This is a genomic window from Rhizobium sp. BK376 (genome assembly GCF_004341625.1).
Lineage (GTDB): Bacteria > Pseudomonadota > Alphaproteobacteria > Rhizobiales > Rhizobiaceae > Rhizobium.
Window position 1 is genome coordinate 137,762 of record NZ_SLZG01000004.1, and the last position, 22,083, is coordinate 159,844.

Below are 22,083 nucleotides of genomic sequence, written 5' to 3' on the forward strand. Positions count from 1 at the left end.
AGGACCGATCAGGCGACAGCCCTGGCAAGCGCACAGCGCGCCCAGAGCGAATGCACGGCCTCGACCAGATGCTCTAGATCGGCATCGCTGTGAAGCGGCGTCGGCGTGATGCGCAGGCGCTCGGTCCTCTTCGGCACGGTCGGATAGTTGATCGGCTGGACGTAGACACCGAAATTGTCGAGCAGGATATCCGAAATCCATTTGCACTTCGCCGCATCGCCGACCATGACCGGCACGATATGGCTCGGGTTCGGCATGTGCGGAATACCGTTGGCATCAAGCAGGGCGCGCAGCTTGCGTACGCGATCCTGATGACGGGCACGCTCGAAGCTGCTGACCTTCAGGTGCCGGATCGAGGCAACGGCGCCAGCGGCGAGTGCCGGCGGCAGCGACGTCGTGAAGATGAAGCCGGACGCAAACGAGCGGATGAAATCGCAAAGCGCCTCTGACGCCGCGATATAGCCGCCCATTACGCCGAACGCCTTGCCAAGCGTGCCTTCGATGATGGTGATGCGATCCATCAGGCCTTCGCGCTCGGCAATGCCGCCACCGCGCGGACCGTACATGCCGACGGCATGCACTTCGTCGAGATAGGTCATGGCGCCGTATTTGTCGGCCAGATCGCAGATTTCCTTGATCGGGGCGATATCGCCATCCATGGAATAGACGGATTCGAAAGCGATCAGCTTCGGCGCCTTGGGATCGGCGGCAGCAAGCCTGGCTTCGAGGTCGCGAATGTCGTTATGCTTCCAGATGACCTTGTCGCACTTGGCGTAGCGAATGCCCTCGATCATCGAGGCATGGTTCAGGGCGTCGGAGAAAATGATGAGGCCGGGAATCTTGGCGCCGAGCGTGCCGAGCGTCGCCCAGTTCGAGACATAGCCCGAGGTAAAGATCAGCGCCGATTCCTTGCCATGAAGATCGGCAAGCTCGCGCTCCAGCAGAACGTGGTAGTGGGTGGTGCCAGAAATATTCCGGGTGCCTCCCGCACCCGCGCCACAGTGATCGATCGCTTCCTTCATCGCCTCGATCACCTTCGGATGCTGGCCCATGCCGAGATAGTCATTCGAGCACCAGACCGTCACTTCCTTCGGGCCTTCAGGCGTGTGGCGGGTCGCTCGCGGGAAGTTGCCGCGATGGCGCTCCAGGTCGGCAAATACGCGGTAGCGACCTTCCTGGTGCAGGCTTTCCAACTCGCCCTTAAAATATGCTTCGAAATCCATCACATTCTCCAGAACCGTGCGACCGTTTTCGTGATTGCCGGATCGCACGTCAACCCCCGCTTAATCTATTCGCATCTGCTGCGGCAAATGGCCCATATTTTTGAACAATTCCAGACAAGAATAGCCGATCACCTCAAATTGACAATCGATTGCGTCCCACGCTTTGCCCGGAAACGGTCCTCCTGCCCCTCGCCGGCGAATTCGCGTTCCTCTCCCCCCGTGCTTGAGAGGACAGCCGGAAGCAGAAGAAAAACGCTAACCCTCCAGTGGACAACCATATTTTGCACGATATCTTTCCGTATCGGCAACGCTGCAATGACAGCCCATGCTGGTGGAGCTGAAGATTGGGGACGGCCTGTGCCGGAGGTTACCGGCGAGCTACTTTGGAGAGAGTTAATGAAGAAAGCCCTCGCGTTCGTATTGATCGGCCTGTCGATCGCAAGCTGCACCCCGACGGAACAGGGCGCCGGCATCGGCGCAGCCTCAGGCGCGCTCATCGGCGGCGCTGTTACCGGCAATGTCCGCGGCGCAGCTGTCGGCGGCGCAATTGGCGGCCTGACCGGCGCTGTCATCGGCAGCGTCGCCGAGCAGCCGGGACAATGCTATTACCGCGACCGCTACGGTCGCCGCTACATCGACGATTGCCCGCGCGGCGGTTATAGCAACGGTGGCTACTAAGAATTAGCCTCAAAACACCATCAAGTCCCGGGCCAAAATCCGGGACTTTTTGTTTGCCTGAACGGGTTTTTCAGCCTTTTCAGTTTAAAATGGTACACTTGGAGGAAGTTTGCCTCTATGGTAGCGCCGCGTTAACCCGTGAGAAACGCAAGGACGAGATAATTCTAATGTAACTCAAAAGCGGCGTATGCGTATTAGACGAACCGGCCCGAAGATTGGTATTGCGTATCGACGAGCAGGCACCGTTGTCGCGGTCGCGGCGACAGTTGCGCTCGGTCCGCAGTTTGCCGGCCACGCTCTCGCATTCAAGCTTTTCGGTATAAACTTCTTCGGCAAGGATGAAACGACCGATCAGGTCATCGATCCCGTTCACTATACGATCGACCTGAAAACCGGCAATGCCGACAAGGATCTGGCCGACGCATTGACCAAGGGTTCGATGCTTGTGGCAGACAAGGACAAGCCCGTTTCCGGCGATCTCGGCGTCGTCATCAAGGCAAGGGACGATCGCGACAGGCTGATCGCCACGCTCTATGAAAAAGCACGTTACGGCGGCGTCGTCACGGTGACCATCAACGGCACCAACATAGACGACCTGCCGCCGAACCCGACCTTTCCCCGGACCAAGCCCGTCCCCGTGACCGTTACGATCGACCCCGGTCCTCTCTTCGTGCTGGGCAAGATCAAGTTCCTCGGCAGCGCGTCCACGCTTGATCCCGCGGCGTATGGATTGACGCCAGGTGGCGACGCAAGCTCGCTGAACATTCTGAAAGCCGGCGACAAGATCGTCAGCGACTTCAAGAACCAGGGTCGGCCGCTTGCCAAGGTCATCAAGCGCGACGTCATCGCCGACCATGATAAAAATACCGTCGACGTGACGCTTCAGGTCGATAGCGGTCCCATTGCGCCAATCGGCAATGTCGGAGTGACCGGCCAGAAAAGCGTCGATCCGGATTTCATCCGCCGTTACTCCCGTATCAACGAAGGCAAGCCCTATTCCCCGGATGAACTCAAGAAAGCCTCCGACCGCCTGCGCAAGCTCGGTGTTTTTTCAAGTGTAACGATCCGCGAGGCCGACAAGCTTGCGCCAAACGGCACTATACCGATGACGATCGAGGTGTCTGAAGGCAAGCAACGCTATTTCGGCGTCGGCGCGCAATATTCGACCATCGACGGCTTCGGCCTGCAGGGATACTGGGGGCATCGCAATCTCTTCGGGCAAGCGGAATCGCTTCGCATCGAAGGATCGGTTTCGCGGCTTGGCGAAACGACCGATGTCGGCAATCTCGATTATGCCGCCGGTATCATCTATTCCAAGCCGGGCGCCTTCTACCCCTCGGCAACCTTCAATGCCAGCCTGAAGGCAAAGAGCGAGCATCCCGATACCTACGATGCTGATACGATAACCGCCGACGCCGGGCTCTCGCACGAGCTGAACGACTACGACACCTTCTCCTGGGGCGGCCGCATCTCTTATGAAAACAGCAGCACGGATGCCTTCGGCGACCAGCAATATCTGACCTTCTCTATCCCGCTGGAATTCGTCCGCGACACGCGTGACAACAAGCTCGATCCAACGACGGGCTATCGGGCCACCGTCGATGCCCAGCCCAGCTATGAAGCGCTCGGCGGTGCAATCTTCACGTCGCTGGAAGGATCGATTTCTGGCTACCAGGGTGTCGGCCCCAACGATAACGTCATCTTCGCCGGCAAGCTCGCCGCCGGCTCCCTGGTCGGCGGAAATGGCCTGGAAAGCATCCCCACCACCCGGCGTTTCTTTGCGGGCGGCGGCGGATCGGTGCGCGGCTATGGCTATCAGGAAATCACGCCCTATAATTCCCACGGAGACGCGACAGGCGGACGATCCTACGTAACGGCATCCGTCGAAGCGCGCATCAAGATTACAGATTCGATCGGCTTCGTGCCTTTCGTGGATGCCGGGAGCGTGACCGATAGCGCCTTTCCAGATGCTTCCGACCTGCGCATAGGCGCCGGTGCGGGAATACGATATGCAACGCCGTTCGGCCCGATCAGGCTCGACTTCGCAGTGCCGCTCAAGAAATATGACAACGGCACGTCCTATGGCATCTATGCCGGCATAGGCCAATCTTTCTGAGCGTTTTTCGGAGACCGGTCTACAAGCAGTCGTGAAGGTGAGGATAGTATCGCTCTCATGAGCATCTTGATTCGAATCCTGGAGGGGCTGATCCGTCTGATCGTCTACGTGGCGCTGGCGGCCGTGGCGCTTGCGATCGCGCTCGTTCTCGTCGTCGGCTTTGCACCTTTCGCGACGCGCTTTGCAGTGGACGAAGTTACAAGGCTTGCATCGACACCCGACCGGATCATCACCGTCAGCGAACCCTCGGGATTGTTGACTGGCAAATTGCGCGCCGCCGCCATTACCGTATCGGACAGCAAGGGTGTCGTGGCCGAAGTCCACAATCTCGCCGTCGATTGGTCGCCCTTGGCCCTGTTGACCGGAACCTTCCACGCCGACCGCGTCGCTGCCGATTCCGTTCTGGTCCAGAGAGCACCTGTCGCGACCGCGCAACCCAGCCCGCCTCAACCGCCGGAGACAGAAAGCTCAGGCTTTTCTTTGCCTATTGCCATCGATATCGGCAAGGTTGATCTTCCTGATCTCCGCCTTGGTCACGATATCGTCGGGCAGGATTTCACGCTCGCCTCGAGCGGTAGTGTGCGCGCCTACAAGGCCAGCATCGACCTCATTCTCAATGTCTCCCGCCTGGACGCACCCGAAGCCAAGCTTTCCGCCGACATCGCCTTTGCTCCCGCGGAAAATCGGCTCAATCTGAAGGCACAGCTTGCCGAACCCAAGGGCGGCATGCTCGCCGGCATGTTGCGCCTGCCTGGCAATCCGGCAATGAACATCGATGTCAGCGGCGAAGGCCCGCTCTCCGACTGGAAAGGCAAACTGCAAGCCGCCTTGGACGGCCAGCCGACCGTGGCAATCGACGGCCACCACGCGCTTACTGACGATGGTCTGCACCATATCGAGGTCAAGGGCGGCGGCAATGTCGATTCGCTGCTGCCTCCCAACTTCCGGCCGCTCTTTGCCGGCAAGACGACCATCGATGTTGCCGCAACCTTCAACGACAAGGGCAAGATCGACATACAGACGGGGAATATGGCGACCGGCGCCGTGGTTCTGGCTGCGTCAGGCACGCTCGACCCCGCCGGCAACAACAGCCTCAACGCCAATCTTATCGGCACATCCGGTCCGGTCGACTTCCGCTGGCCTCTCGAGGACGGGCAGGTTCGCGCCCTGATCACGCGGGTGGATGTGGCGATGACGGGTGCTGCTCAGGCCGTCAAGATCGATGCCAGAGCCCAGGTCGACAGCGCCGACACACCACAAGGCCAGATTGGCAAAATCGATCTGACCGCCAAGAGCGATGCCTTCAATCTTGCCACCGCATCAGGGCCGCTGCAGGTTCGCCTCGCAGTCGGACAGGCGGCATTCCTCGATCCCGACCTCAACCGCATGATCCGTGCGCCGCTGAACCTGACGGCGCCGCTTCAGTTGTCTCCAAACAATATCGGCTTCAACGGCACCACGCTTGAAAGCGCCAGCATCGGCGGCACGGTGAACGGCCGCTATACGCTGACCTCCAAATCGCTGAACGGCAATTTCAAGATCTTTGTGCTTCCCGCCGTTCTGCCGGATGCGGTTGCCGGGAAATTCGATACTACGATCTCGCTCGAAGGCCAGGTCGCGGGAACGATCCCATCGAAATTCAATCTCTCGAATCTCAGCCTGAAATCTGGCACGGCCGAAGTCAGCGGCAATGCGACGCTGGACGACCAGACGCTGACCGCCGACCTGTCCGGCAAGCTGCTCAAGCTTTCCAAGCTGCTCGACAATGCCGATGGCGAGGCTGATTTCACTGCCAAGGCCAAGGGGCCGCTGACAGCGCTCGGCATCGATGCGACGCTAAAGGCGATCAACGTCAAGCTGGCCGGTCGGCTCCTCGACACGCTTGATGTCGCTTTGACCGGCACCGCCGATCCCAAAGCACCCCAGGCGTCAGTCAAGGCGACCGGCTCGATCGACAACAAGCCGATCAGCATTTCCGCCAACGCGATCTCAAAGGATGGACGCACCAGCGTCCCGGCGCTTTCGGCCGAGGTCGGCGCCAACAAGCTGCAGGGGAAACTGGACCTCTCGCTCGCTTTCGAGCCGAACGGCAGCTTCACCTTCGACTTTCCCGATCTCGGCTTGCTCGCGGCGCTCGCCGGTCAGACTGCTGCCGGCGACCTCAAGGGCTCGGTCGATCTTTCCAGCGCCAACGGCAAGATGGGCGTAAAGGTCAACGCAGCAGGCGCCAGCATCAAGCGCGATACGCTGTCGATTACCAAGCCGAATATCGCACTGACCATCGACGATCTGAAGGCTTTCTCCGCCAATGGCACCGTCCGGGCCGATGAGATCGCGTCCGGCACCAACCGCGTTTCCGGACTGGGCCTGACTTTCACCCAGCAGGGCAACCGCACCGATTTCAACCTGAAGGCCAGCTACGACAATGCTCCGGTGACGGCAGCCGGCAATGTCCAGACCGGCGGCGGCCAGACGGTCGTCAGCCTCGACAACTTTGCTGCCGCTCCGCGCAGCATTCCGGTCAGGCTCGCCTCCCCGACAAAGATCACCATCAAGGATGGCGTGACGACGCTCGCCGGCCTGACCATCCAGACGGGAAGCGGCTCCGTCACCGTCGACGGCACTGCGGCCGACGTGCTGAAGATCAACGCCAAGGTCGCCAATCTCCCTGCGAGCCTCGCCAACACCTTCGTCCCGACGCTGGATGCCGCAGGGACCATATCGGGGACGATCACGGTGACGGGCAAGCCGGCATCGCCTGTAATCGGCTTCCAGACGGACTGGAGCGGCGCCGTAACGAGCCAGACGAAGCAGGCAGGCCTTGCTCCGCTCGGCATCAAGGCGAACGGCCAGTTTGCCGACAATAAGGTGACGATCACCATCAATCTCACCGGCCAGGACGGATTGGCCCTGAATGGCGGCGGCAGTGTCGCAGTGGCGGGCAACAAGGCGCTTGCGATGAAGTTCGACGGCAGCGTGCCGTTCAGCGCCCTCTCCGGCCAGCTCGGCGCCCAGGGTTTCGATATGAGTGGTGCTGCCCGGATCAGCCTGCAGATCGGCGGCACGACCGATACTCCCGCGATAACAGGCACGGTTACGACGGATGGCGCAAGGCTGGTCGACGTTCGCCGCAACCTTGCCCTTAACGGTCTTGCCGTCACGGTCAGCCTCGACGGCAGGCAGGCGACGATCTCACGCTTCAGCGGCACGCTCGCAAGCGGCGGCAGCATATCGGTAAGCGGCACCATCGGCATTGCGGCCCAGAGCGGATTTCCTGCCGACATCACCGTCAGACTCAATAACGCCACCTATGTCGACGGTACCCTGGTCAATGCCAGCGTCGATGGCACGTTGGGGCTCAAGGGACCGATCCTGACGGCGCCGGTACTGAGCGGTTCGCTGAAACTGAACAAGGCCTCGATCATCGTCCCGGAAAAACTGCCGGCATCGTTGTCCGAAATCAATATTCAGCACCGGAATGCCCCCGCCGCCGTCCGCGCCCAATTCAAGGACGAGAGGCCGCAGGGGCCGAGCGACAAGTCGACCACGCTTGGTCTTGATCTGAAACTGGATGCGCCCTCGCAGATTTTCGTGCGCGGCCGCGGCATAGATGCCGAGCTTGGCGGCAGCATCGTCATCAAGGGGACTGCCGCAGCGCCTGTCGTATCCGGCGGCTTCACGATGCGCCGCGGCAGGCTCACCATTCTCAGCCGCCGGCTGGATTTCGCCAATACCAGCAAGATCAGCTTCGCCGGCGATCTGACGCCAACGCTGGACATGACGGCGACATCGGCCGCCGGCTCGACGACCGTCACCATCAGCGTCGCAGGCGTTGCAACCGATCCGTCGATCACCTTCTCTTCCTCGCCGGCGCTTCCGCAGGACGAGGTTCTGGCGCAGCTGATCTTCGGTCAGTCCATGTCCAAGCTCTCGGCCCTGCAGATCGCCCAGCTCGCCGATGCCGCAAGCCAGCTTGCCGGCGGACGTTCGACCTCGCTCTTCGAAGGGCTGCGCAGCCATCTCGGCGTCGACGACCTGGACATCACGACCGATGCGAAGGGCCAGGCGCAGGTCAGCGCCGGCAAGTATCTCAACAAGCGCACCTATATCGAGCTGCAGCAAGGCGCATCAAACTCCAGCAAGGCGATCATCAACCTTGATGTCGGCCGCGGAGTGAAGTTGCGCGGTGCCGCCGGCTCGAACGGCGCCGGCGAAGCCGGCATCGTCTACGAGCACGAGTACTGATCAGAAGCCAGTCTTGCTCGTCTTCAGCAGGATATTGGTTTCCGTCGTGTTGATGCCGTCGATCAAACGGATGCGACGCAACGTTTCGTCAAAGGCGGCAAGATCGCGGTCCTCGAGTTCGGCGATGAAATCCCATCTGCCATTGGTGCTGTGCAGCGCCCGGACCTGCGGCAGGCCGCGAAGCTGATCGGCAACCCGATCCGCCATCCTGCCGAGCACTTCGATCATCACGATGGCCCGCACGCCCGCCGCGCGTCCTTCATGCCCGGTGCGGATCGTGAAGCCGGTAATGGTGCCGCTTTCCACCAGCCGTTCGATGCGCGCCGAAATGGTGGCACGCGAGGCACCGGTCATCGCGGCGAGCGAGGAGACTGAGGTGCGCGCATTGTGCCGCAACGCGCTGAGGAGATCGCGATCCAGATCGTCCATGGACTTCTCATTTTGACAAAAAGCATATTACAATATGTCAGCTTCTACTCGATTTTCGGCATTTTTCCATCTTTTTGCTGTCACGCGCGTGACAGATAATGCGTCGACGCATCGCAATCAGGGGACCGCAATCGATGAATACACAACCAACTTCAGTCACTCTCATCGGCGTTCCCCTCGAGGAGGGTTCCGGTCAGCGCGGCGCCGCAATGGGACCCACCGCGCTCCGGATCGCAGGCATCGAAACGACACTGACGGAGCTCGGCCATCGGGTCGTCGACAGCGGCGATCTTCACCCGGAGCCGGCCGCAGACCTGCCGGACCATCCGCGAGCCCACAATCTGAAGATTGTCGGCGCTTTCACACGCGCCCTGGAAGCAAAGGTCCACGATGTCGCCACAGCCGGCGACTTTCCGCTGATCCTCGGAGGCGATCATGCGCTTTCTATGGGCAGCGTTTCCGGCATGGCGCGCTATGCCGCAAGCATCGGCCGCCCGCTCTTCGTGCTGTGGCTCGACGCCCATGCCGATTTCAATTCGCCCGAGACGACGCCATCGGGCAATATTCACGGCATGCCGGTTGCCTTCTTCTGCGGAGAGTCGGAGATCGCCGATATCCTGCCGAGAGATCGCCCGCTGGTCGATCCGCGCAACGTCTACCAGGTCGGCATTCGCTCCGTCGATCCGCATGAGCGCGTGGAAATCCGCGAACACGGCGTCAATGTCTTCGACATGCGCTCGATCGACGAACAAGGCGTTGCCGCCATCATGCGCAATATCCTGACGACCATCACCAATGCCGATGGCCTGCTGCATGTCAGCCTCGACGTCGATTTCCTCGACCCTGACGTCGCGCCCGGCGTCGGCACCACGGTTCCCGGCGGCGCGACCTTCCGTGAGGCGCATCTCGTCATGGAGATGCTGTCGGACAGCGGTCTCGTATCCTCGCTTGATGTCGTCGAGCTCAATCCCTTCCTCGATGATCGCGGCAAGAGCGCGCGTGTGCTCGTCGAACTGACCGCCAGCCTCTTTGGCCGGCGCATCTTCGACAGGCCGACCCGCGCCGCTTGACCGCTTGAATTCTGGGAGGAAAACAAAATGAACGCATTAACCGATCTGATCGCCACCGAACAGCGCCTCGGCGCGCACAACTACAAGCCGCTCGACGTCGTCCTGACCCGAGGCGAAGGCGTCTATGTCTGGGATACCGATGGCAAGCGCTATCTCGATTGCCTCTCGGCCTATTCCGCGGTCAACCAGGGCCATTGCCATCCGAAGATCCTGGCGGCCATGGTCGAGCAGGCCGGTCGGCTGACGCTGACCTCCCGCGCTTTCCGTAATGACCAGCTGGCCCATCTCTACGAGGAACTGGCGGCGCTCACGGGCTCCCACAAGATCCTGCCGATGAATTCAGGCGCCGAAGCAGTCGAGACTGCCATCAAGGCCGTCCGCAAATGGGGTTACGAGGTCAAGGGTGTCCCCGAGAACCAGGCGGAAATCATCGTCTGCTCCGATAATTTCCATGGCCGAACGCTCAGCATCATCAGCTTCTCGACCGATCCCGATGCACGCACGGGCTTCGGCCCCTACACGCCGGGCTTCAAGACCGTGCCCTTTGGCGATTCCGATGCCCTTGCGGCAGCGATCAACGCCAACACGGTTGCGGTGCTGATCGAGCCGATCCAGGGCGAAGCCGGCGTCATCATCCCGCCGCCAGGCTATTTCACCCGCGTTCGCGAGCTCTGCACTGTCAACAACGTGACGCTGATCCTCGACGAGATCCAGACCGGCCTTGGCCGCACGGGCAAGCTGCTCGCCGAAGAGCATGAGGGGATAGAGGCCGATGTGACGCTGATCGGCAAGGCGCTCTCGGGCGGCTTCTATCCGGTCTCGGCGGTCCTTTCCAATTCGGAAGTCCTGGGCGTTCTGAAGCCAGGCCAGCATGGATCGACCTTCGGCGGCAATCCGCTCGCCTGCGCCGTCGCGCGTGCAGCACTCAAGGTCTTGACCGAGGAAGGCATGATCGAGAATGCAGCCGAGATGGGCGACTACTTTCTCGAGGGCCTTCGCTCGATCCGCTCCAACATCGCCAAGGATGTGCGCGGCCGCGGGTTGATGATGGCGGTGGAGCTCGAGCCGGAAGCCGGCGGTGCGCGGCAATATTGCTATGCGCTGAAGGATCTCGGCCTTCTCGCGAAGGATACCCACGACCACACGATTCGGCTCGCGCCTCCGCTCGTCATAACCCGCGATCAGGTTGACTGGGCGGTCGGGCAGATGGAAAAAGTTCTCGCTTGACGCGACGCAGGCCACCGACCGCAATTTTTGCGGAAGGTTCTCATGCATATTAGCAAAAATTACTTCTAAAAAAGTCATACCATTCAATGAAATGGTATGACTTTTTAATATCTTCGACAATAAATTAGAAGCTTGAAGCATAGTAGATGTATATCGCTGTGCTTCAGCTTCCCGTCGCATGACGCGGCATTGCTAATAAATTATCAACCGCCGCCCCAGACTTGCGATTCTGATTGTCATCCAGCCGTCGGAAGAGATCGGTTGGAATACTCTCTTCTGCGATACTCCGTTGCAGGAAGAGTTCGTCCGCACAATGGATCATCAGGCTGCCGCGGAAATTGAGGATCGGCATGTCCATTATCTCATTGGGTCTAATGTCTGACGCAAAGGCGATCAGCGCCGCATTGATGAAGTCGCAGGCTATGATCGAGTTCGATCTGAACGGCATTGTGCTCCATGCGAATGAGAATTTCTGCAACGCGCTTGGCTACTCGCTCACCGAAATAGTCGGCAAGCATCATCGCATGTTTTGCGAACCCGAATATGCCGCCTCCCCTGAATACCGCCAATTCTGGGCCGATCTCGGCAAGGGAAAATTTGCGTCCGGCGAGTTCAAGCGCATCGCCAAGGGCGGTCGCGATACCTGGATCCAGGCAACCTACAATCCGCTCTTTTCCGGCGGAAAGCCCTATAAGGTCGTCAAGTTCGCCAGCGTTATCACCGACGCCAAGCTTCGCGCCGCCGATGCGGAAGGCAAGATCCACGCTCTTTCGAGAGCGCAGGCCGTCATCGAATTCACCCCGGCCGGCGAAATTCTCACCGCCAACAAAAACTTCCTGACCGTTTTGGGCTATGAACTCGGCGAGATCGTCGGGCGCCATCACTCGCTGTTTTGCGAAGCAGACTATGCCCGCTCGGAAGAATACAAGGCGTTCTGGCGCAAGCTCGCCGCCGGCGAGTTCGTCGCACAGGAATTCAAGCGGATCGGCAAGGGTGGCAGGATCGTCTGGATTCAGGCGTCCTACAATCCGATCTTCGATATGAACGGTCGCGTCTTCAAGGTCGTGAAATTCGCAACCGACATTACCGAGCGCGTCAACGCTGTCGATAGCCTCGCGGCGGGTCTCACCGCCCTTGCGCAAGGCGACCTCGTCTCGCGGATCGAGAAGCCCTTCACGCAAGCGCTCGAGAAGGTTCGTGTCGACTTCAACAACTCGATCGAGAAGCTCGAGATGGCGATGCGTGTCGTCGCGCAGAACGCAGCGGCCATCGCTTCCAGCTCCAGCGAAGTCCGCTCAGCCTCGGACGATCTGGCAAGACGCACCGAACAGCAGGCGGCCGCCGTCGAGGAAACCGCAGCGGCACTCGAACAGATCACGCAAACCGTTGCCGATAGCGCGCGGCGGGCCGAAGAAGCGGCTTCGCTCGTCACGGCGACCAGACGCGGCGCCGAACATTCCGGCAATGTGGTCAAGAATGCGGTTGGCGCTATGGGAGAGATCGACAAGTCGTCGAGCGAGATCAGCAATATCATCAGCGTCATCGACGATATCGCCTTTCAGACGAACCTTCTTGCACTGAACGCAGGCGTCGAGGCGGCCCGCGCGGGTGAGGCCGGCAAGGGTTTTGCCGTCGTGGCGCAGGAAGTCCGGGAACTGGCGCAGCGTTCCGCCAAGGCGGCAAGGGAAATCAAGACCCTCATCAATGCTTCCTCGGAACAGGTCAGGCAGGGTGTCTCGCTGGTCGGCGAAACCGGTCGTGCGCTTGAGGAGATCGTAAAGCAGGTTGGCGAGATCGATACCAATGTCTCCGCCATCGTCATCGCTGCCCGCGAACAGGCAACAGGGCTCAAGGAAATCAACAATGCCGTCAACGCGATGGACCAGGGCACGCAGCAGAATGCGGCCATGGTCCAGCAGACGACAACTGCAAGCCACAGTCTCGCGCAGGAAGCGGAGAACCTGCGAAATCTGCTGTCGCAATTTAGATTTGGGCAACACTCTTCGGCTACAGTTGAAATGAGGCGGCCAGATGCTCGTATTTCGGCATCGTCGGCACCTCGCCCGAGGGTCAAGGCCGTCCGCGCCAATGGTGGCGCCGCAGCTGTCGCCCAGGCTCCGGATAGTTGGGAAGAATTTTAATGGCGACGATCAATTCCACAAGCTTCAGCGGCGACACACTCGAGATCATTGCCTTCCGGCTGCATGATCAGGAATTCTGTGTGAAGACGACGACCATCCGCGAAATCCGCGGCTGGGCTCCGTCCACGCCGATCCCGCACGCTCCGACCGATGTCATCGGCGTTATGAACCTGCGCGGCTCGGTCATTCCGATCATCGACCTCGCCTACAAGCTCGGCATGAAGAGCACGCTCGCCAACGAGCGCAGCGCCATCGTCGTCGCCGAAGTGCACAATATGGTCATCGGCATGCTGGTCGATCGCGTGTCCGACATTCTCACCATTTCGTCGAGCCAGGTTCAGCCGGTTCCGGAAGTCACCGCTTCCTTCGACCGCGCCTATTGCGAAGGCATCATCGCAACTGAAAACGGCATGATTTGCTTCCTGAACCTTGCAAAGATGTTCAAGGAAAGCGAAGCCGAAGAACTGGCTGCCTGATCGTAAGATCGAAATTATCTGCGGATGGATTTGAAACGCTCCAGTAATTCGGGGCGTTTTATTTTATCGCCGTATAGGAATTTGTCATGCGACGCATGAGTTCATTTCGTAATCTACCTGCAACTTTTTATTTCATTAGTTATTTATAATAAACCAATAATTAACGATGTCGTCTCAATGTGGTCGTGCAGCGACAACCCTACACGAGAAAAGATCTGCACTTGGTATCGAAGGAAACCAGCGGACCGGTCAGGAAAACGGTCGATACGGATTCCGCGATATCCAGGGCCGATCACCCAGGGAAATGAATTCTCTTCGCTTCGCGTAGCAGTCCCGATGATGTGGGCCACCTGATCTTCTGCAACGTCTTTGGTCGAGCATTGGAGGGGAATCATGCTTGCCTTCGGAAGAACATCGAACGCGAAATACATTCTGGATGCCATATCGAAATCCCAGGCGATCATCGAATTCGACCTGAAGGGCAATATCCTCACGGCAAACGAAAACTTCTGCAACGCCATGGGATATCAGTTGGGCGAAATCGTCGGCAAGCATCACAGCATGTTCTGCGATCCCGCATATACGGCAAGTCAGGAGTACCGGGACTTCTGGGCAAGGCTCGGACGTGGCGAATACGAAGCCACCAACTATAAGCGCCTTGCGAAAGGTGGCCGGGAGATCTGGATCCAGGCGTCCTACAATCCGGTCTGTCGTGGCGGCAGGCCGTTCAAGGTCGTAAAATTTGCGTCCGACATTACCGCCGTAAAGACAAAGGCGATCGAGGATTCCGGCAAGCTGGACGCCCTGTCCCGCTCGCAGGCCGTCATCGAATTCAAGCCGAACGGCGAAATCCTGACCTCCAACGAGAATTTCTGCAAGGCTATGGGCTATAGCCTCGCCGAGATCGTCGGTAAGCACCACAGTATCTTCTGCGACCAGGCCTACACACGTACCGATGACTACGCGAATTTCTGGCGGCGTCTTGTTGCCGGGGAGTTTATCGCCAATGAATTCGTCCGATACGGCAAGGGCGGTCGCGAAATCTGGATCCAGGCCGCCTATAATCCCATCGTCGATGCCAACGGCAAGGTCTTCAAGGTCGTCAAATTTGCGACCGACGTGACCGAGCGCATGAGCGCTATCGCCTTGCTCGGGACCAGTATGAAGGCGCTGGCCGACGGCGACCTGACGCAATCGCTCGACAGGCCCTTCGTCCCCTCCATGGAGCAGCTGCGGCATGACTTCAACGGAGCCATCGAGAGGCTGTCCTCCGCCATGCGCACCATTGCCGGCAATTCAAACGCGATTGCAGCCGGCGCGAAGGAAGTCGGCGCAGCGGCCGACGCCTTCTCCAAGCGCACCGAACAGCAGGCTGCATCGGTCGAGGAAACCGCTGCAGCGCTCGAGGAGATAACGACGACCGTCAACGATTCCAGCCTGCGCGCCGACGAGGCCGGACGGCTGGTCGCCAAAACCAAGCAGGGCGCCGAACAATCGGGCAGCGTCGTGCGCAATGCCGTCGCCGCCATGGATCAGATCGAGCAATCTTCCCGGGAGATCAGCAGCATCATCGGCGTCATCGATGATATCGCCTTCCAGACGAACCTCTTGGCGCTGAATGCCGGCGTCGAGGCCGCTCGTGCCGGCGAAGCGGGCAAGGGCTTTGCGGTCGTCGCCCAGGAGGTTCGCGAATTGGCGCAGCGCTCTGCAAGCGCCGCCAAGGAGATCAAGGCGCTGATCACAACCTCAAGCCAATTGGTCAAGAACGGCGTGGATCTGGTCGGGCAGACCGGCAAGGCGCTGGAAGAAATCGTCGTTCAAGTCGGCGATATCAATTTGAATGTCTCAGCGATCGTCGATGCTTCGAAGGAGCAGGCGACCGGGCTCAAGGAGATCAACCACGCCGTCAATTCGATGGATCAGGCGACGCAGCAAAACGCCGCCATGGTCGAGGAAAGCACCGCTGCAAGCCATAAGCTGACGGCAGAGGCCGAGGAGCTGCGCGCCCTGCTATCCCAGTTCCACGTCGGCGGCCAGACCATGGTCTCCCGCCCCACGCCGGTCAGCGCGCACCAAAGGCCCGCCAGCTCCCCTGCCCTGCACCTGATATCCCGCGTCACCAAGGCGCATGGCTCCGCAGCCCCGGCGGGCGATAGTTGAGAAGAATTCTGAAGAGGTTGAAGGGATCGAAAGTCCTGCGTTATCCCTAAACGACAAAGCGGCCCTTGCGGCCGCTTTGTTTTTCAGGCTGACTTCGCCGCCTCCGCAGGGCGATGAATGAGCGGTGCGGCCTCCAGGACCAGCGGGCTCAATCCTTCGCCTCCCTGATCGATGATCTCGAACAACTGGCGCCGCATCCGCGGCTCCCAGAATTTGTTGATATGCGTGGCGACACCAGGCGCGGCCTCCTCTGCCGGCTGGGACTTGAAGAAGGTCGCAATCTGGTTGGCCATGTAGAGGAGCTTGGCCTGAATCTTATCATGCGACATCGGCAATGCTTCCAGGAACGATGCGGTGGGGATGGGTGAAAATCTCGAAATCCTCGCCGCGCACCAGCGCGACAAGCGTCATGCCGGCATCCTCGGCCGTGCGGATGGCAAGCGCCGTCGGCGCTGAAATGGCAATCAGGGTGGAGCTTCCGAGAATGGCCGCCTTCTGCACCATCTCAACCGACAGACGGCTGGTGACGGCAACCGCCCCTTCGCTTCCCTTCGTGCCAGAGCGGATGACGGCGCCGCAAAGCTTGTCCAGCGCATTGTGCCGGCCGACATCCTCGCGCACCGCGATCAATCCCTTAGCCGGCACATAAAACCCGGCGCCGTGCACCGCCCGCGTCTCGCGATGCAGCGGTTGCGCGTCATTGAGCAGCTTGATGGCGCGGACAATGTCGTCATGCGAGAATTTCAGCGCAGCGGCAGAAACGTCGGGCACCTGGCGCACCGCCTGTTCGATCGACTCGATCCCGCAGAGCCCGCAACCGACAGGCCCGGCCATGCTGCGGCGGCGCTTGCGCAACGCATCCTCGACATCTTCTACGAGCGTCACCTGAACGTCGATGCCCTTCTCGTCTTCGACGATCTCTATTCCCGCAATCTGCGCCCGATTGCTAATAATCCCTTCGGTCAGGCTGAAACCGACGGCAAAGTCCTCAAGATCATCCGGCGTTGCCATCATAACCGCATGGGAGGAACCGCCATAGGAAAAAGCGATCGGCACCTCTTCCGGCACGATGCGTGAGCCGGTCTGCACGACACCATTGCGGCGGACTATTTCGGGGGCGGAGTTGGTGGTTTTGTAGGTGCTCATGCGGGGATACCCCCCTCTGCCCTGCCGGGCATCTCCCCCACAAGGAGGGAGATCGGCTGGAAGCGACGGCTTCCCCAAACAATAGACTTTCCAAATTGCCGCGACATCAACGAGGCGGGAAGCCAAAGCAACTTGTAATCTCCCCCCGTGTGGGGGAGATGCCCGGCAGGGCAGAGGGGGGTGTAACCTGCACTCGGCACAATTATTCAGCTGCCTCCAGCTTGCCCGCAATCCGGCGCGACTGCCGCGCCTGTTCGTCATATTCGAGCTGCCATTCAGACGGCCCGTTCGACGGCGAGATCTGCACTGCCGTCACCTTATATTCCGGGCAATTCGTCGCCCAGTCGGAAAAGTCAGTGGTGATGACATTAGCCTGCGTATTGGGATGATGGAAGGTGGTGTAGACGACACCGGGCGCGACGCGATCGGTGATCAGGGCCCTCAGCGTCGTATCGCCGGAGCGGCTGGCAAGCCTGACCCAGTCGCCGTCGCGGATGCCGCGCTGTTCGGCATCGTGCGGATGGATTTCTAGCCGATCTTCCGCGTGCCAGACGACATTTTCCGTGCGCCTCGTCTGCGCGCCGACATTGTACTGGCTGAGAATGCGGCCGGTGGTCAGAAGCAGCGGGAAGCGCGGGCCGGTCCGTTCGTCTGTCGGCACATATTCGGTGCGGATGAACTTGCCCTTGCCGCGCACGAAACCGTCGGTGTGCATGATCGGCGAGCCCAGCGGATGGGCCTCGTTGCAGGGCCACTGAACCGAGCCAATCTTATCCAGATAGTCGTAGGAGACCATGGCGAAACTCGGCGTCGTTGCGGCAATCTCGTCCATGATTTCGGACGGATGCTGGTAGTTCCAGCCAAGGCCCATGGCCTTCGCCATATTCTGCGTGACTTCCCAGTCGGCATAGCCGTTGCGCGGCGTCATCACCTTCCGCACCCGGTTGATGCGCCGCTCGGCATTGGTGAAGGTCCCGTCTTTTTCGAGGAAGGTAGAGCCAGGCAGGAAGACATGCGCATAGTTGGCCGTCTCGTTCAGGAAGAGGTCGTGGACGACGACGCATTCCATCGCGGCAAGACCGGCTGCAACGTGCTTGGTATCAGGATCGGACTGGAGAATGTCCTCGCCCTGGATATAGAGCGCCTTGAAAGTGCCCTCGACGGCCGCATCCAGCATGTTCGGGATGCGCAGACCCGGCTCGTTATTAAGCTTGACGCCCCAGAGCTTCTCGAAGATGTCGCGTGTCGCATCGTCCGAGATGTGACGATAACCGGGCAGTTCGTGCGGGAAAGAGCCCATGTCGCAGGAGCCCTGCACATTGTTCTGGCCACGCAGCGGGTTCACGCCGACGCCAGGACGGCCGATATTGCCGGTCACCATGGCAAGGTTGGCAATCGCCATGACCGTCGTCGAACCCTGGCTGTGTTCGGTCACGCCGAGGCCGTAATAGATCGCGCCATTGCCGCCCTTGGCATAGAGCCGTGCAGCCCCGCGCACGAGTTCGGGCGAGACGCCTGTATATTGCTCGACCGCCTCCGGGCTGTGCTGAGGCTCGGCGACGAAGGCCGCCCAATCCTCGAATTCCGACCAGTCGCAACGCTCGCGAATGAACTTTTCGTCGAAGAGGCCTTCGGTGACGATGACATGAGCCAGCGCCGTCATCATGGCGACGTTGGTGCCAGGCTTCAGCGGCAGATGATACGCTGCCTCCACATGCGGCGTCTTGACGAGATCGATGCGGCGCGGATCGATAACGATCAGCTTGGCGCCCTGGCGCAGCCGCTTCTTCAGCCGCGAGCCGAAGACCGGATGCCCATCGGTCGGGTTCGCGCCGATGACGATAACGACATCGGACTGCTCGACACTGTCGAAATTCTGTGTGCCGGCCGAGGTTCCGAATGTCTGGCCAAGACCGTAGCCGGTTGGCGAATGGCAGACGCGGGCGCAGGTATCGACGTTGTTGTTGCCGAAACCGGCGCGCACCAGCTTCTGCACGAGGTAAGTCTCTTCATTCGTGCAGCGCGACGATGTAATGCCGCCGACGGATTCGCGGCCATACTGATACTGGATGCGACGGAACTCGTTTGCCACATGCGCATAGGCCTCTTCCCAGGTCACTTCGCGCCAGGGATCGGTGATCTTCTCGCGGATCATCGGATTGAGGATGCGGTCCTTATGCGTCGAATAGCCATAGGCGAAGCGGCCCTTGACGCAGGAATGCCCGCGGTTCGCTTGTCCATCTTTCCAGGGCACCATGCGCACCAGTTCCTCGCCGCGCATCTCCGCCTTGAAGGAACAGCCGACGCCGCAATAGGCGCAGGTGGTGACGACGGAATGTTCGGGCTGGCCGATCTCGATCACAGATTTTTCCGTCAGCGTCGCGGTCGGGCAGGCCTGTACGCAGGCGCCACAGGAGACGCATTCGGAATCGATGAAATGCTCGTGCATGCCGGGCGAGACGCGCGAACCGAAGCCACGCCCCTCGATCGTCAGCGCAAACGTGCCCTGCACTTCCTCGCAAGCACGGACGCAGCGCGAACAGACGATGCACTTTGACGGATCATAAGTGAAGTACGGGTTCGACTCGTCCTTCGGCATCCATTTCAGATTAATGTCGCCGCTGTTGCGCGCCTTGACATGGTTGTCGCCCTCATAACCGTAGCGCACGTTACGCAGACCGACGGCACCCGCCATGTCCTGAAGCTCGCAATCGCCGTTGGCGGCACAGGTCAGGCAGTCGAGCGGATGGTCGGAGATGTAAAGCTCCATCACGCCGCGGCGGATATCCTTCAGCCGGCCGGTCTGGGTGTGTACGACGAGGCCGGGAGCAACCGGTGTGGTGCAGGACGCAGGCGTACCATTCCGGCCTTCGATCTCGACGAGACAGAGCCGGCAGGAGCCGAAGGCATCCACCATATCGGTCGCGCAGAGTTTCGGCACCTGGATACCGGCTTCCATCGACGCGCGCATGATCGAGGTGCCTTCCGGCACGGTGATCTGACGACCGTCGATGGTGAGCGTCACCATGGCCTCGGATGTCGAGGCCGGCGTTCCGTAGTCGATTTCAGGGACGAGAGACATGGTCTTATTCCGCCGCTTCAATGAGAGGTGCCGGAGAGAAATCCTCCGGAAAATGCGTCATGGCGCTCACCACGGGATAGGGAGTGAAACCGCCAAGCGCGCAAAGGGAACCGAATTTCATCGTGTTGCATAGATCGGCGAGCAACGCCCGGTTCTTCTCCGGTTCGATGCCTTGAGCAATCTTGTCCGCCGTCTCGACGCCGCGCGTCGAGCCGATGCGGCAGGGCGTGCACTTGCCGCAGCTTTCGATGGCGCAGAATTCCATCGCAAAACGCGCCTGCTTCAGCATGTCGGCGGTATCGTCGAAGACGACGAGACCAGCATGGCCGATCAGGCCATCCTTGGCCGCAAAGGCTTCATAATCAAAGGGCGTGTCGAACAGCGCCCGCGGGAAATAGGCACCCAGGGGCCCGCCGACCTGCACAGCCTTGACCGGGCGGCCGGTCGCCGTTCCGCCGCCGATCGTATCGACGATCTCGCCCAGCGAAAGACCGAACGCCGTCTCGAAAAGACCGCCATATCTCACATTGCCGGCAATCTGCAGCGGAATGGTGCCGCGCGAACGGCCCATGCCGAAATCGCGATAGAAGGCGGCCCCCTTCTCCATGATCACGGGCACGGAGGCGAGCGAAATGACGTTGTTGATGACGGTCGGACAGCCGAACAAGCCTTTGTGTGCCGGTAGCGGCGGCTTGGCTCGCACGATGCCGCGCTTGCCCTCAAGGCTGTTGAGCAGTGCGGTTTCCTCGCCACAGACATAGGCGCCGGCGCCGGTGCGAATCTCCATGTCGAAGGCACGGCCGGAGCCGAGGACCGAGCTGCCCAGAACACCGGCCTTGCGCGCGATCTCGACTGCCGCGGTCATGGCAGCAATCGCATGCGGATATTCCGAGCGCGTATAGATGAAGCCCTTGGTGGCCCCGGTTGCGAGCCCGGCAATCGCCATTCCTTCGATCAACACGAAGGGATCGCCCTCCATGATCATCCGGTCGGCAAAGGTGCCGCTATCGCCCTCGTCGGCATTGCAGACGATATATTTGCGATCACCAGCGGCATCCGCGACGGTCTTCCATTTGATGCCGGTCGGGAAGCCCGCGCCACCGCGACCGCGAAGCCCTGAATCAGTGACTTCCTTAACGACCTCGGCAGGCGCCATCGAGATCGCCCGCTTGAGCCCGGCAAGACCGCCATGCGCCTCATAATCCCCAAGCGAAAGCGGATCGGTGATGCCGCAGCGGGCAAAGGTCAGGCGGGTCTGGCTTTTCAGGAACGGGAGGTCCTCGACCTCCCCGAGACAGAGCGGATGCGAAGCGCCTTCGGCAAGGCCGGCATCGAAAAGGGAGGCGATATCCCGTGCCTTGACCGGCCCGTAGCCGATGCGCTTTCCATCCACGTCGACCTCGACCAGAGGCTCCAGCCAGAACATGCCGCGCGAGCCATTGCGCACGATCTTTGCATCCACGCCGCGGGTTGCAATTTCCTTGGCAATCGCATCCGCCACCTTCTCGGCGCCGAGCGCCAGGGCGGCCGCATCACGCGGGACGTAAATCCGGACGGTCATCGGCGCGCCTCCGCAACCATTTCGTCAACGGTCTCATCGTCGACGCGGCCATAAACCTCGCCATCCAGCATCGCTGCCGGCGCGCAGGCGCAGAGCCCGAGGCAATAGACAGGCTCCAAGGTCACACCGCCATCAAGCGTCGTCTGATGAAAATCGATGCCAAGGAGCTTCTTTACGCGTTCCGCAAGTGCATCCCCACCCATCGACTGACAGGCCTCTGCACGACAGAGCTTCAGCACATGCCGGCCCGCAGGACGGTCGCGATAGTCATGATAGAAGGTCATGACGCCATGGACTTCGGCGCGGGAAAGGTTCAGCCCGCTGGCAATCAGCGGCAGGACGTCCTGCGGCACATAACCGAACTCTTCCTGTATGCCGTGGAGAATGGGCAAAAGAGGACCCTCCATCGACTTCATGCTGTCGATGATGGCGCTGGCGCGCGCGGCGACATCGCCCGCGGCAGTATGCAAATTCATGAGCAGCCCTCCCAACGGCATGCTTCGCAAGGAGATATCGTTGGACGATCAGG

The 22,083-nt window shown here is 60.4% G+C and carries 16 protein-coding genes; 8 read left to right on the forward strand and 8 right to left on the reverse strand.

Annotation, left to right across the window (positions count from 1 at the left end):
- Positions 1–8: 8 nt before the first annotated feature.
- A complete protein-coding gene (gene hemA, locus EV561_RS12730) occupies positions 9–1,223 on the reverse strand; it encodes a 5-aminolevulinate synthase (protein WP_132521941.1) in 1,215 nt (404 codons plus the stop codon).
- Positions 1,224–1,619: 396 nt separating this feature from the next.
- On the opposite strand from hemA, the gene EV561_RS12735 reads away from it, so the two are divergent.
- The 3 genes from EV561_RS12735 (at position 1,620) to EV561_RS12745 (ending at position 8,262) form a co-directional block, all read left to right on the forward strand.
- Complete coding sequence (locus EV561_RS12735; protein ID WP_132521943.1) at positions 1,620–1,901, forward strand: YMGG-like glycine zipper-containing protein; 282 nt, start codon at positions 1,620–1,622, stop codon at positions 1,899–1,901.
- Between the two features lie 187 nt (positions 1,902–2,088).
- Positions 2,089–4,017: an autotransporter assembly complex family protein gene (locus tag EV561_RS12740; protein WP_132521945.1), complete on the forward strand. Its 1,929-nt coding sequence runs from the start codon at positions 2,089–2,091 to the stop codon at positions 4,015–4,017.
- A 57-nt stretch (positions 4,018–4,074) separates the two neighbouring features.
- Entirely contained in the window at positions 4,075–8,262 is a 4,188-nt protein-coding gene (locus EV561_RS12745; protein ID WP_132521947.1) for a translocation/assembly module TamB domain-containing protein, read from the forward strand.
- Here the strand turns inward: EV561_RS12745 and EV561_RS12750 are convergent, their stop codons facing one another.
- The gene (locus tag EV561_RS12750; protein WP_132521949.1) at positions 8,263–8,691 is read right to left on the reverse strand and encodes an Lrp/AsnC family transcriptional regulator; all 429 of its coding nucleotides are present in this window, start codon (positions 8,689–8,691) and stop codon (positions 8,263–8,265) included.
- Between the two features lie 134 nt (positions 8,692–8,825).
- Here EV561_RS12750 and rocF point away from each other — a divergent pair, with 134 nt between their 5' ends.
- Positions 8,826–9,761, forward strand: coding sequence for an arginase (gene rocF / locus EV561_RS12755; protein ID WP_132521951.1), 936 nt, complete (start codon positions 8,826–8,828; stop codon positions 9,759–9,761).
- A 27-nt stretch (positions 9,762–9,788) separates the two neighbouring features.
- Complete coding sequence (gene rocD / locus EV561_RS12760) at positions 9,789–10,988, forward strand: ornithine--oxo-acid transaminase (protein ID WP_132521953.1); 1,200 nt, start codon at positions 9,789–9,791, stop codon at positions 10,986–10,988.
- A 163-nt stretch (positions 10,989–11,151) separates the two neighbouring features.
- Here the strand turns inward: rocD and EV561_RS12765 are convergent, their stop codons facing one another.
- On the reverse strand, positions 11,152–11,340 hold the full coding sequence (locus EV561_RS12765; RefSeq protein ID WP_132521955.1) for a hypothetical protein: 189 nt from the start codon (positions 11,338–11,340) through the stop codon (positions 11,152–11,154).
- Here EV561_RS12765 and EV561_RS12770 point away from each other — a divergent pair.
- The 3 genes from EV561_RS12770 (at position 11,339) to EV561_RS12780 (ending at position 15,765) form a co-directional block, all read left to right on the forward strand.
- A complete protein-coding gene (locus EV561_RS12770) occupies positions 11,339–13,129 on the forward strand; it encodes a PAS domain-containing methyl-accepting chemotaxis protein (protein ID WP_132521957.1) in 1,791 nt (596 codons plus the stop codon). The two genes, EV561_RS12765 and EV561_RS12770, sit on opposite strands and share 2 nt — an antisense overlap.
- The gene (locus EV561_RS12775; protein WP_132521959.1) at positions 13,129–13,605 is read left to right on the forward strand and encodes a chemotaxis protein CheW; all 477 of its coding nucleotides are present in this window, start codon (positions 13,129–13,131) and stop codon (positions 13,603–13,605) included. Before EV561_RS12770 ends, EV561_RS12775 begins: the two co-directional genes overlap by 1 nt.
- A gap of 393 nt (positions 13,606–13,998) precedes the next feature.
- Positions 13,999–15,765, forward strand: coding sequence for a methyl-accepting chemotaxis protein (locus EV561_RS12780; RefSeq protein WP_132521961.1), 1,767 nt, complete (start codon positions 13,999–14,001; stop codon positions 15,763–15,765).
- Between the two features lie 83 nt (positions 15,766–15,848).
- Here the strand turns inward: EV561_RS12780 and EV561_RS12785 are convergent, their stop codons facing one another.
- The 5 genes from EV561_RS12785 to EV561_RS12810 all read right to left on the reverse strand — a co-directional run bounded on the left by EV561_RS12785 (position 15,849) and on the right by EV561_RS12810 (position 22,030).
- A complete protein-coding gene (locus tag EV561_RS12785) occupies positions 15,849–16,094 on the reverse strand; it encodes a formate dehydrogenase subunit delta (RefSeq protein ID WP_132521963.1) in 246 nt (81 codons plus the stop codon).
- Positions 16,084–16,911: a formate dehydrogenase accessory sulfurtransferase FdhD gene (gene fdhD, locus EV561_RS12790; protein ID WP_132521965.1), complete on the reverse strand. Its 828-nt coding sequence runs from the start codon at positions 16,909–16,911 to the stop codon at positions 16,084–16,086. The genes EV561_RS12785 and fdhD overlap by 11 nt, the downstream gene beginning before the upstream one ends.
- 202 nt (positions 16,912–17,113) lie before the next feature.
- Complete coding sequence (gene fdhF / locus EV561_RS12800; RefSeq protein WP_132521967.1) at positions 17,114–19,993, reverse strand: formate dehydrogenase subunit alpha; 2,880 nt, start codon at positions 19,991–19,993, stop codon at positions 17,114–17,116.
- A 4-nt stretch (positions 19,994–19,997) separates the two neighbouring features.
- Positions 19,998–21,554, reverse strand: coding sequence for an NADH-quinone oxidoreductase subunit NuoF (locus EV561_RS12805; RefSeq protein ID WP_132521969.1), 1,557 nt, complete (start codon positions 21,552–21,554; stop codon positions 19,998–20,000).
- Positions 21,551–22,030, reverse strand: coding sequence for a formate dehydrogenase subunit gamma (locus EV561_RS12810; protein ID WP_132521971.1), 480 nt, complete (start codon positions 22,028–22,030; stop codon positions 21,551–21,553). The genes EV561_RS12805 and EV561_RS12810 overlap by 4 nt, the downstream gene beginning before the upstream one ends.
- Between the last annotated feature and the right edge of the window lie 53 nt (positions 22,031–22,083).

What these genes read in the sequence shown, in the direction of transcription:
- hemA (WP_132521941.1), bottom strand. Translation starts at nt 1,223, where the DNA reads ATGGATTTCGAAGCATATTTTAAGGGCGAGTTGGAAAGCCTGCACCAG.
- EV561_RS12735 (WP_132521943.1), top strand. Translation starts at nt 1,620, where the DNA reads ATGAAGAAAGCCCTCGCGTTCGTATTGATCGGCCTGTCGATCGCAAGC.
- EV561_RS12740 (WP_132521945.1), top strand. Translation starts at nt 2,089, where the DNA reads ATGCGTATTAGACGAACCGGCCCGAAGATTGGTATTGCGTATCGACGA.
- EV561_RS12745 (WP_132521947.1), top strand. Translation starts at nt 4,075, where the DNA reads ATGAGCATCTTGATTCGAATCCTGGAGGGGCTGATCCGTCTGATCGTC.
- EV561_RS12750 (WP_132521949.1), bottom strand. Translation starts at nt 8,691, where the DNA reads ATGGACGATCTGGATCGCGATCTCCTCAGCGCGTTGCGGCACAATGCG.
- rocF (WP_132521951.1), top strand. Translation starts at nt 8,826, where the DNA reads ATGAATACACAACCAACTTCAGTCACTCTCATCGGCGTTCCCCTCGAG.
- rocD (WP_132521953.1), top strand. Translation starts at nt 9,789, where the DNA reads ATGAACGCATTAACCGATCTGATCGCCACCGAACAGCGCCTCGGCGCG.
- EV561_RS12770 (WP_132521957.1), top strand. Translation starts at nt 11,339, where the DNA reads ATGTCCATTATCTCATTGGGTCTAATGTCTGACGCAAAGGCGATCAGC.
- EV561_RS12765 (WP_132521955.1), bottom strand. Translation starts at nt 11,340, where the DNA reads ATGCCGATCCTCAATTTCCGCGGCAGCCTGATGATCCATTGTGCGGAC.
- EV561_RS12775 (WP_132521959.1), top strand. Translation starts at nt 13,129, where the DNA reads ATGGCGACGATCAATTCCACAAGCTTCAGCGGCGACACACTCGAGATC.
- EV561_RS12780 (WP_132521961.1), top strand. Translation starts at nt 13,999, where the DNA reads ATGCTTGCCTTCGGAAGAACATCGAACGCGAAATACATTCTGGATGCC.
- EV561_RS12785 (WP_132521963.1), bottom strand. Translation starts at nt 16,094, where the DNA reads ATGTCGCATGATAAGATTCAGGCCAAGCTCCTCTACATGGCCAACCAG.
- fdhD (WP_132521965.1), bottom strand. Translation starts at nt 16,911, where the DNA reads ATGAGCACCTACAAAACCACCAACTCCGCCCCCGAAATAGTCCGCCGC.
- fdhF (WP_132521967.1), bottom strand. Translation starts at nt 19,993, where the DNA reads ATGTCTCTCGTCCCTGAAATCGACTACGGAACGCCGGCCTCGACATCC.
- EV561_RS12805 (WP_132521969.1), bottom strand. Translation starts at nt 21,554, where the DNA reads ATGACCGTCCGGATTTACGTCCCGCGTGATGCGGCCGCCCTGGCGCTC.
- EV561_RS12810 (WP_132521971.1), bottom strand. Translation starts at nt 22,030, where the DNA reads ATGAATTTGCATACTGCCGCGGGCGATGTCGCCGCGCGCGCCAGCGCC.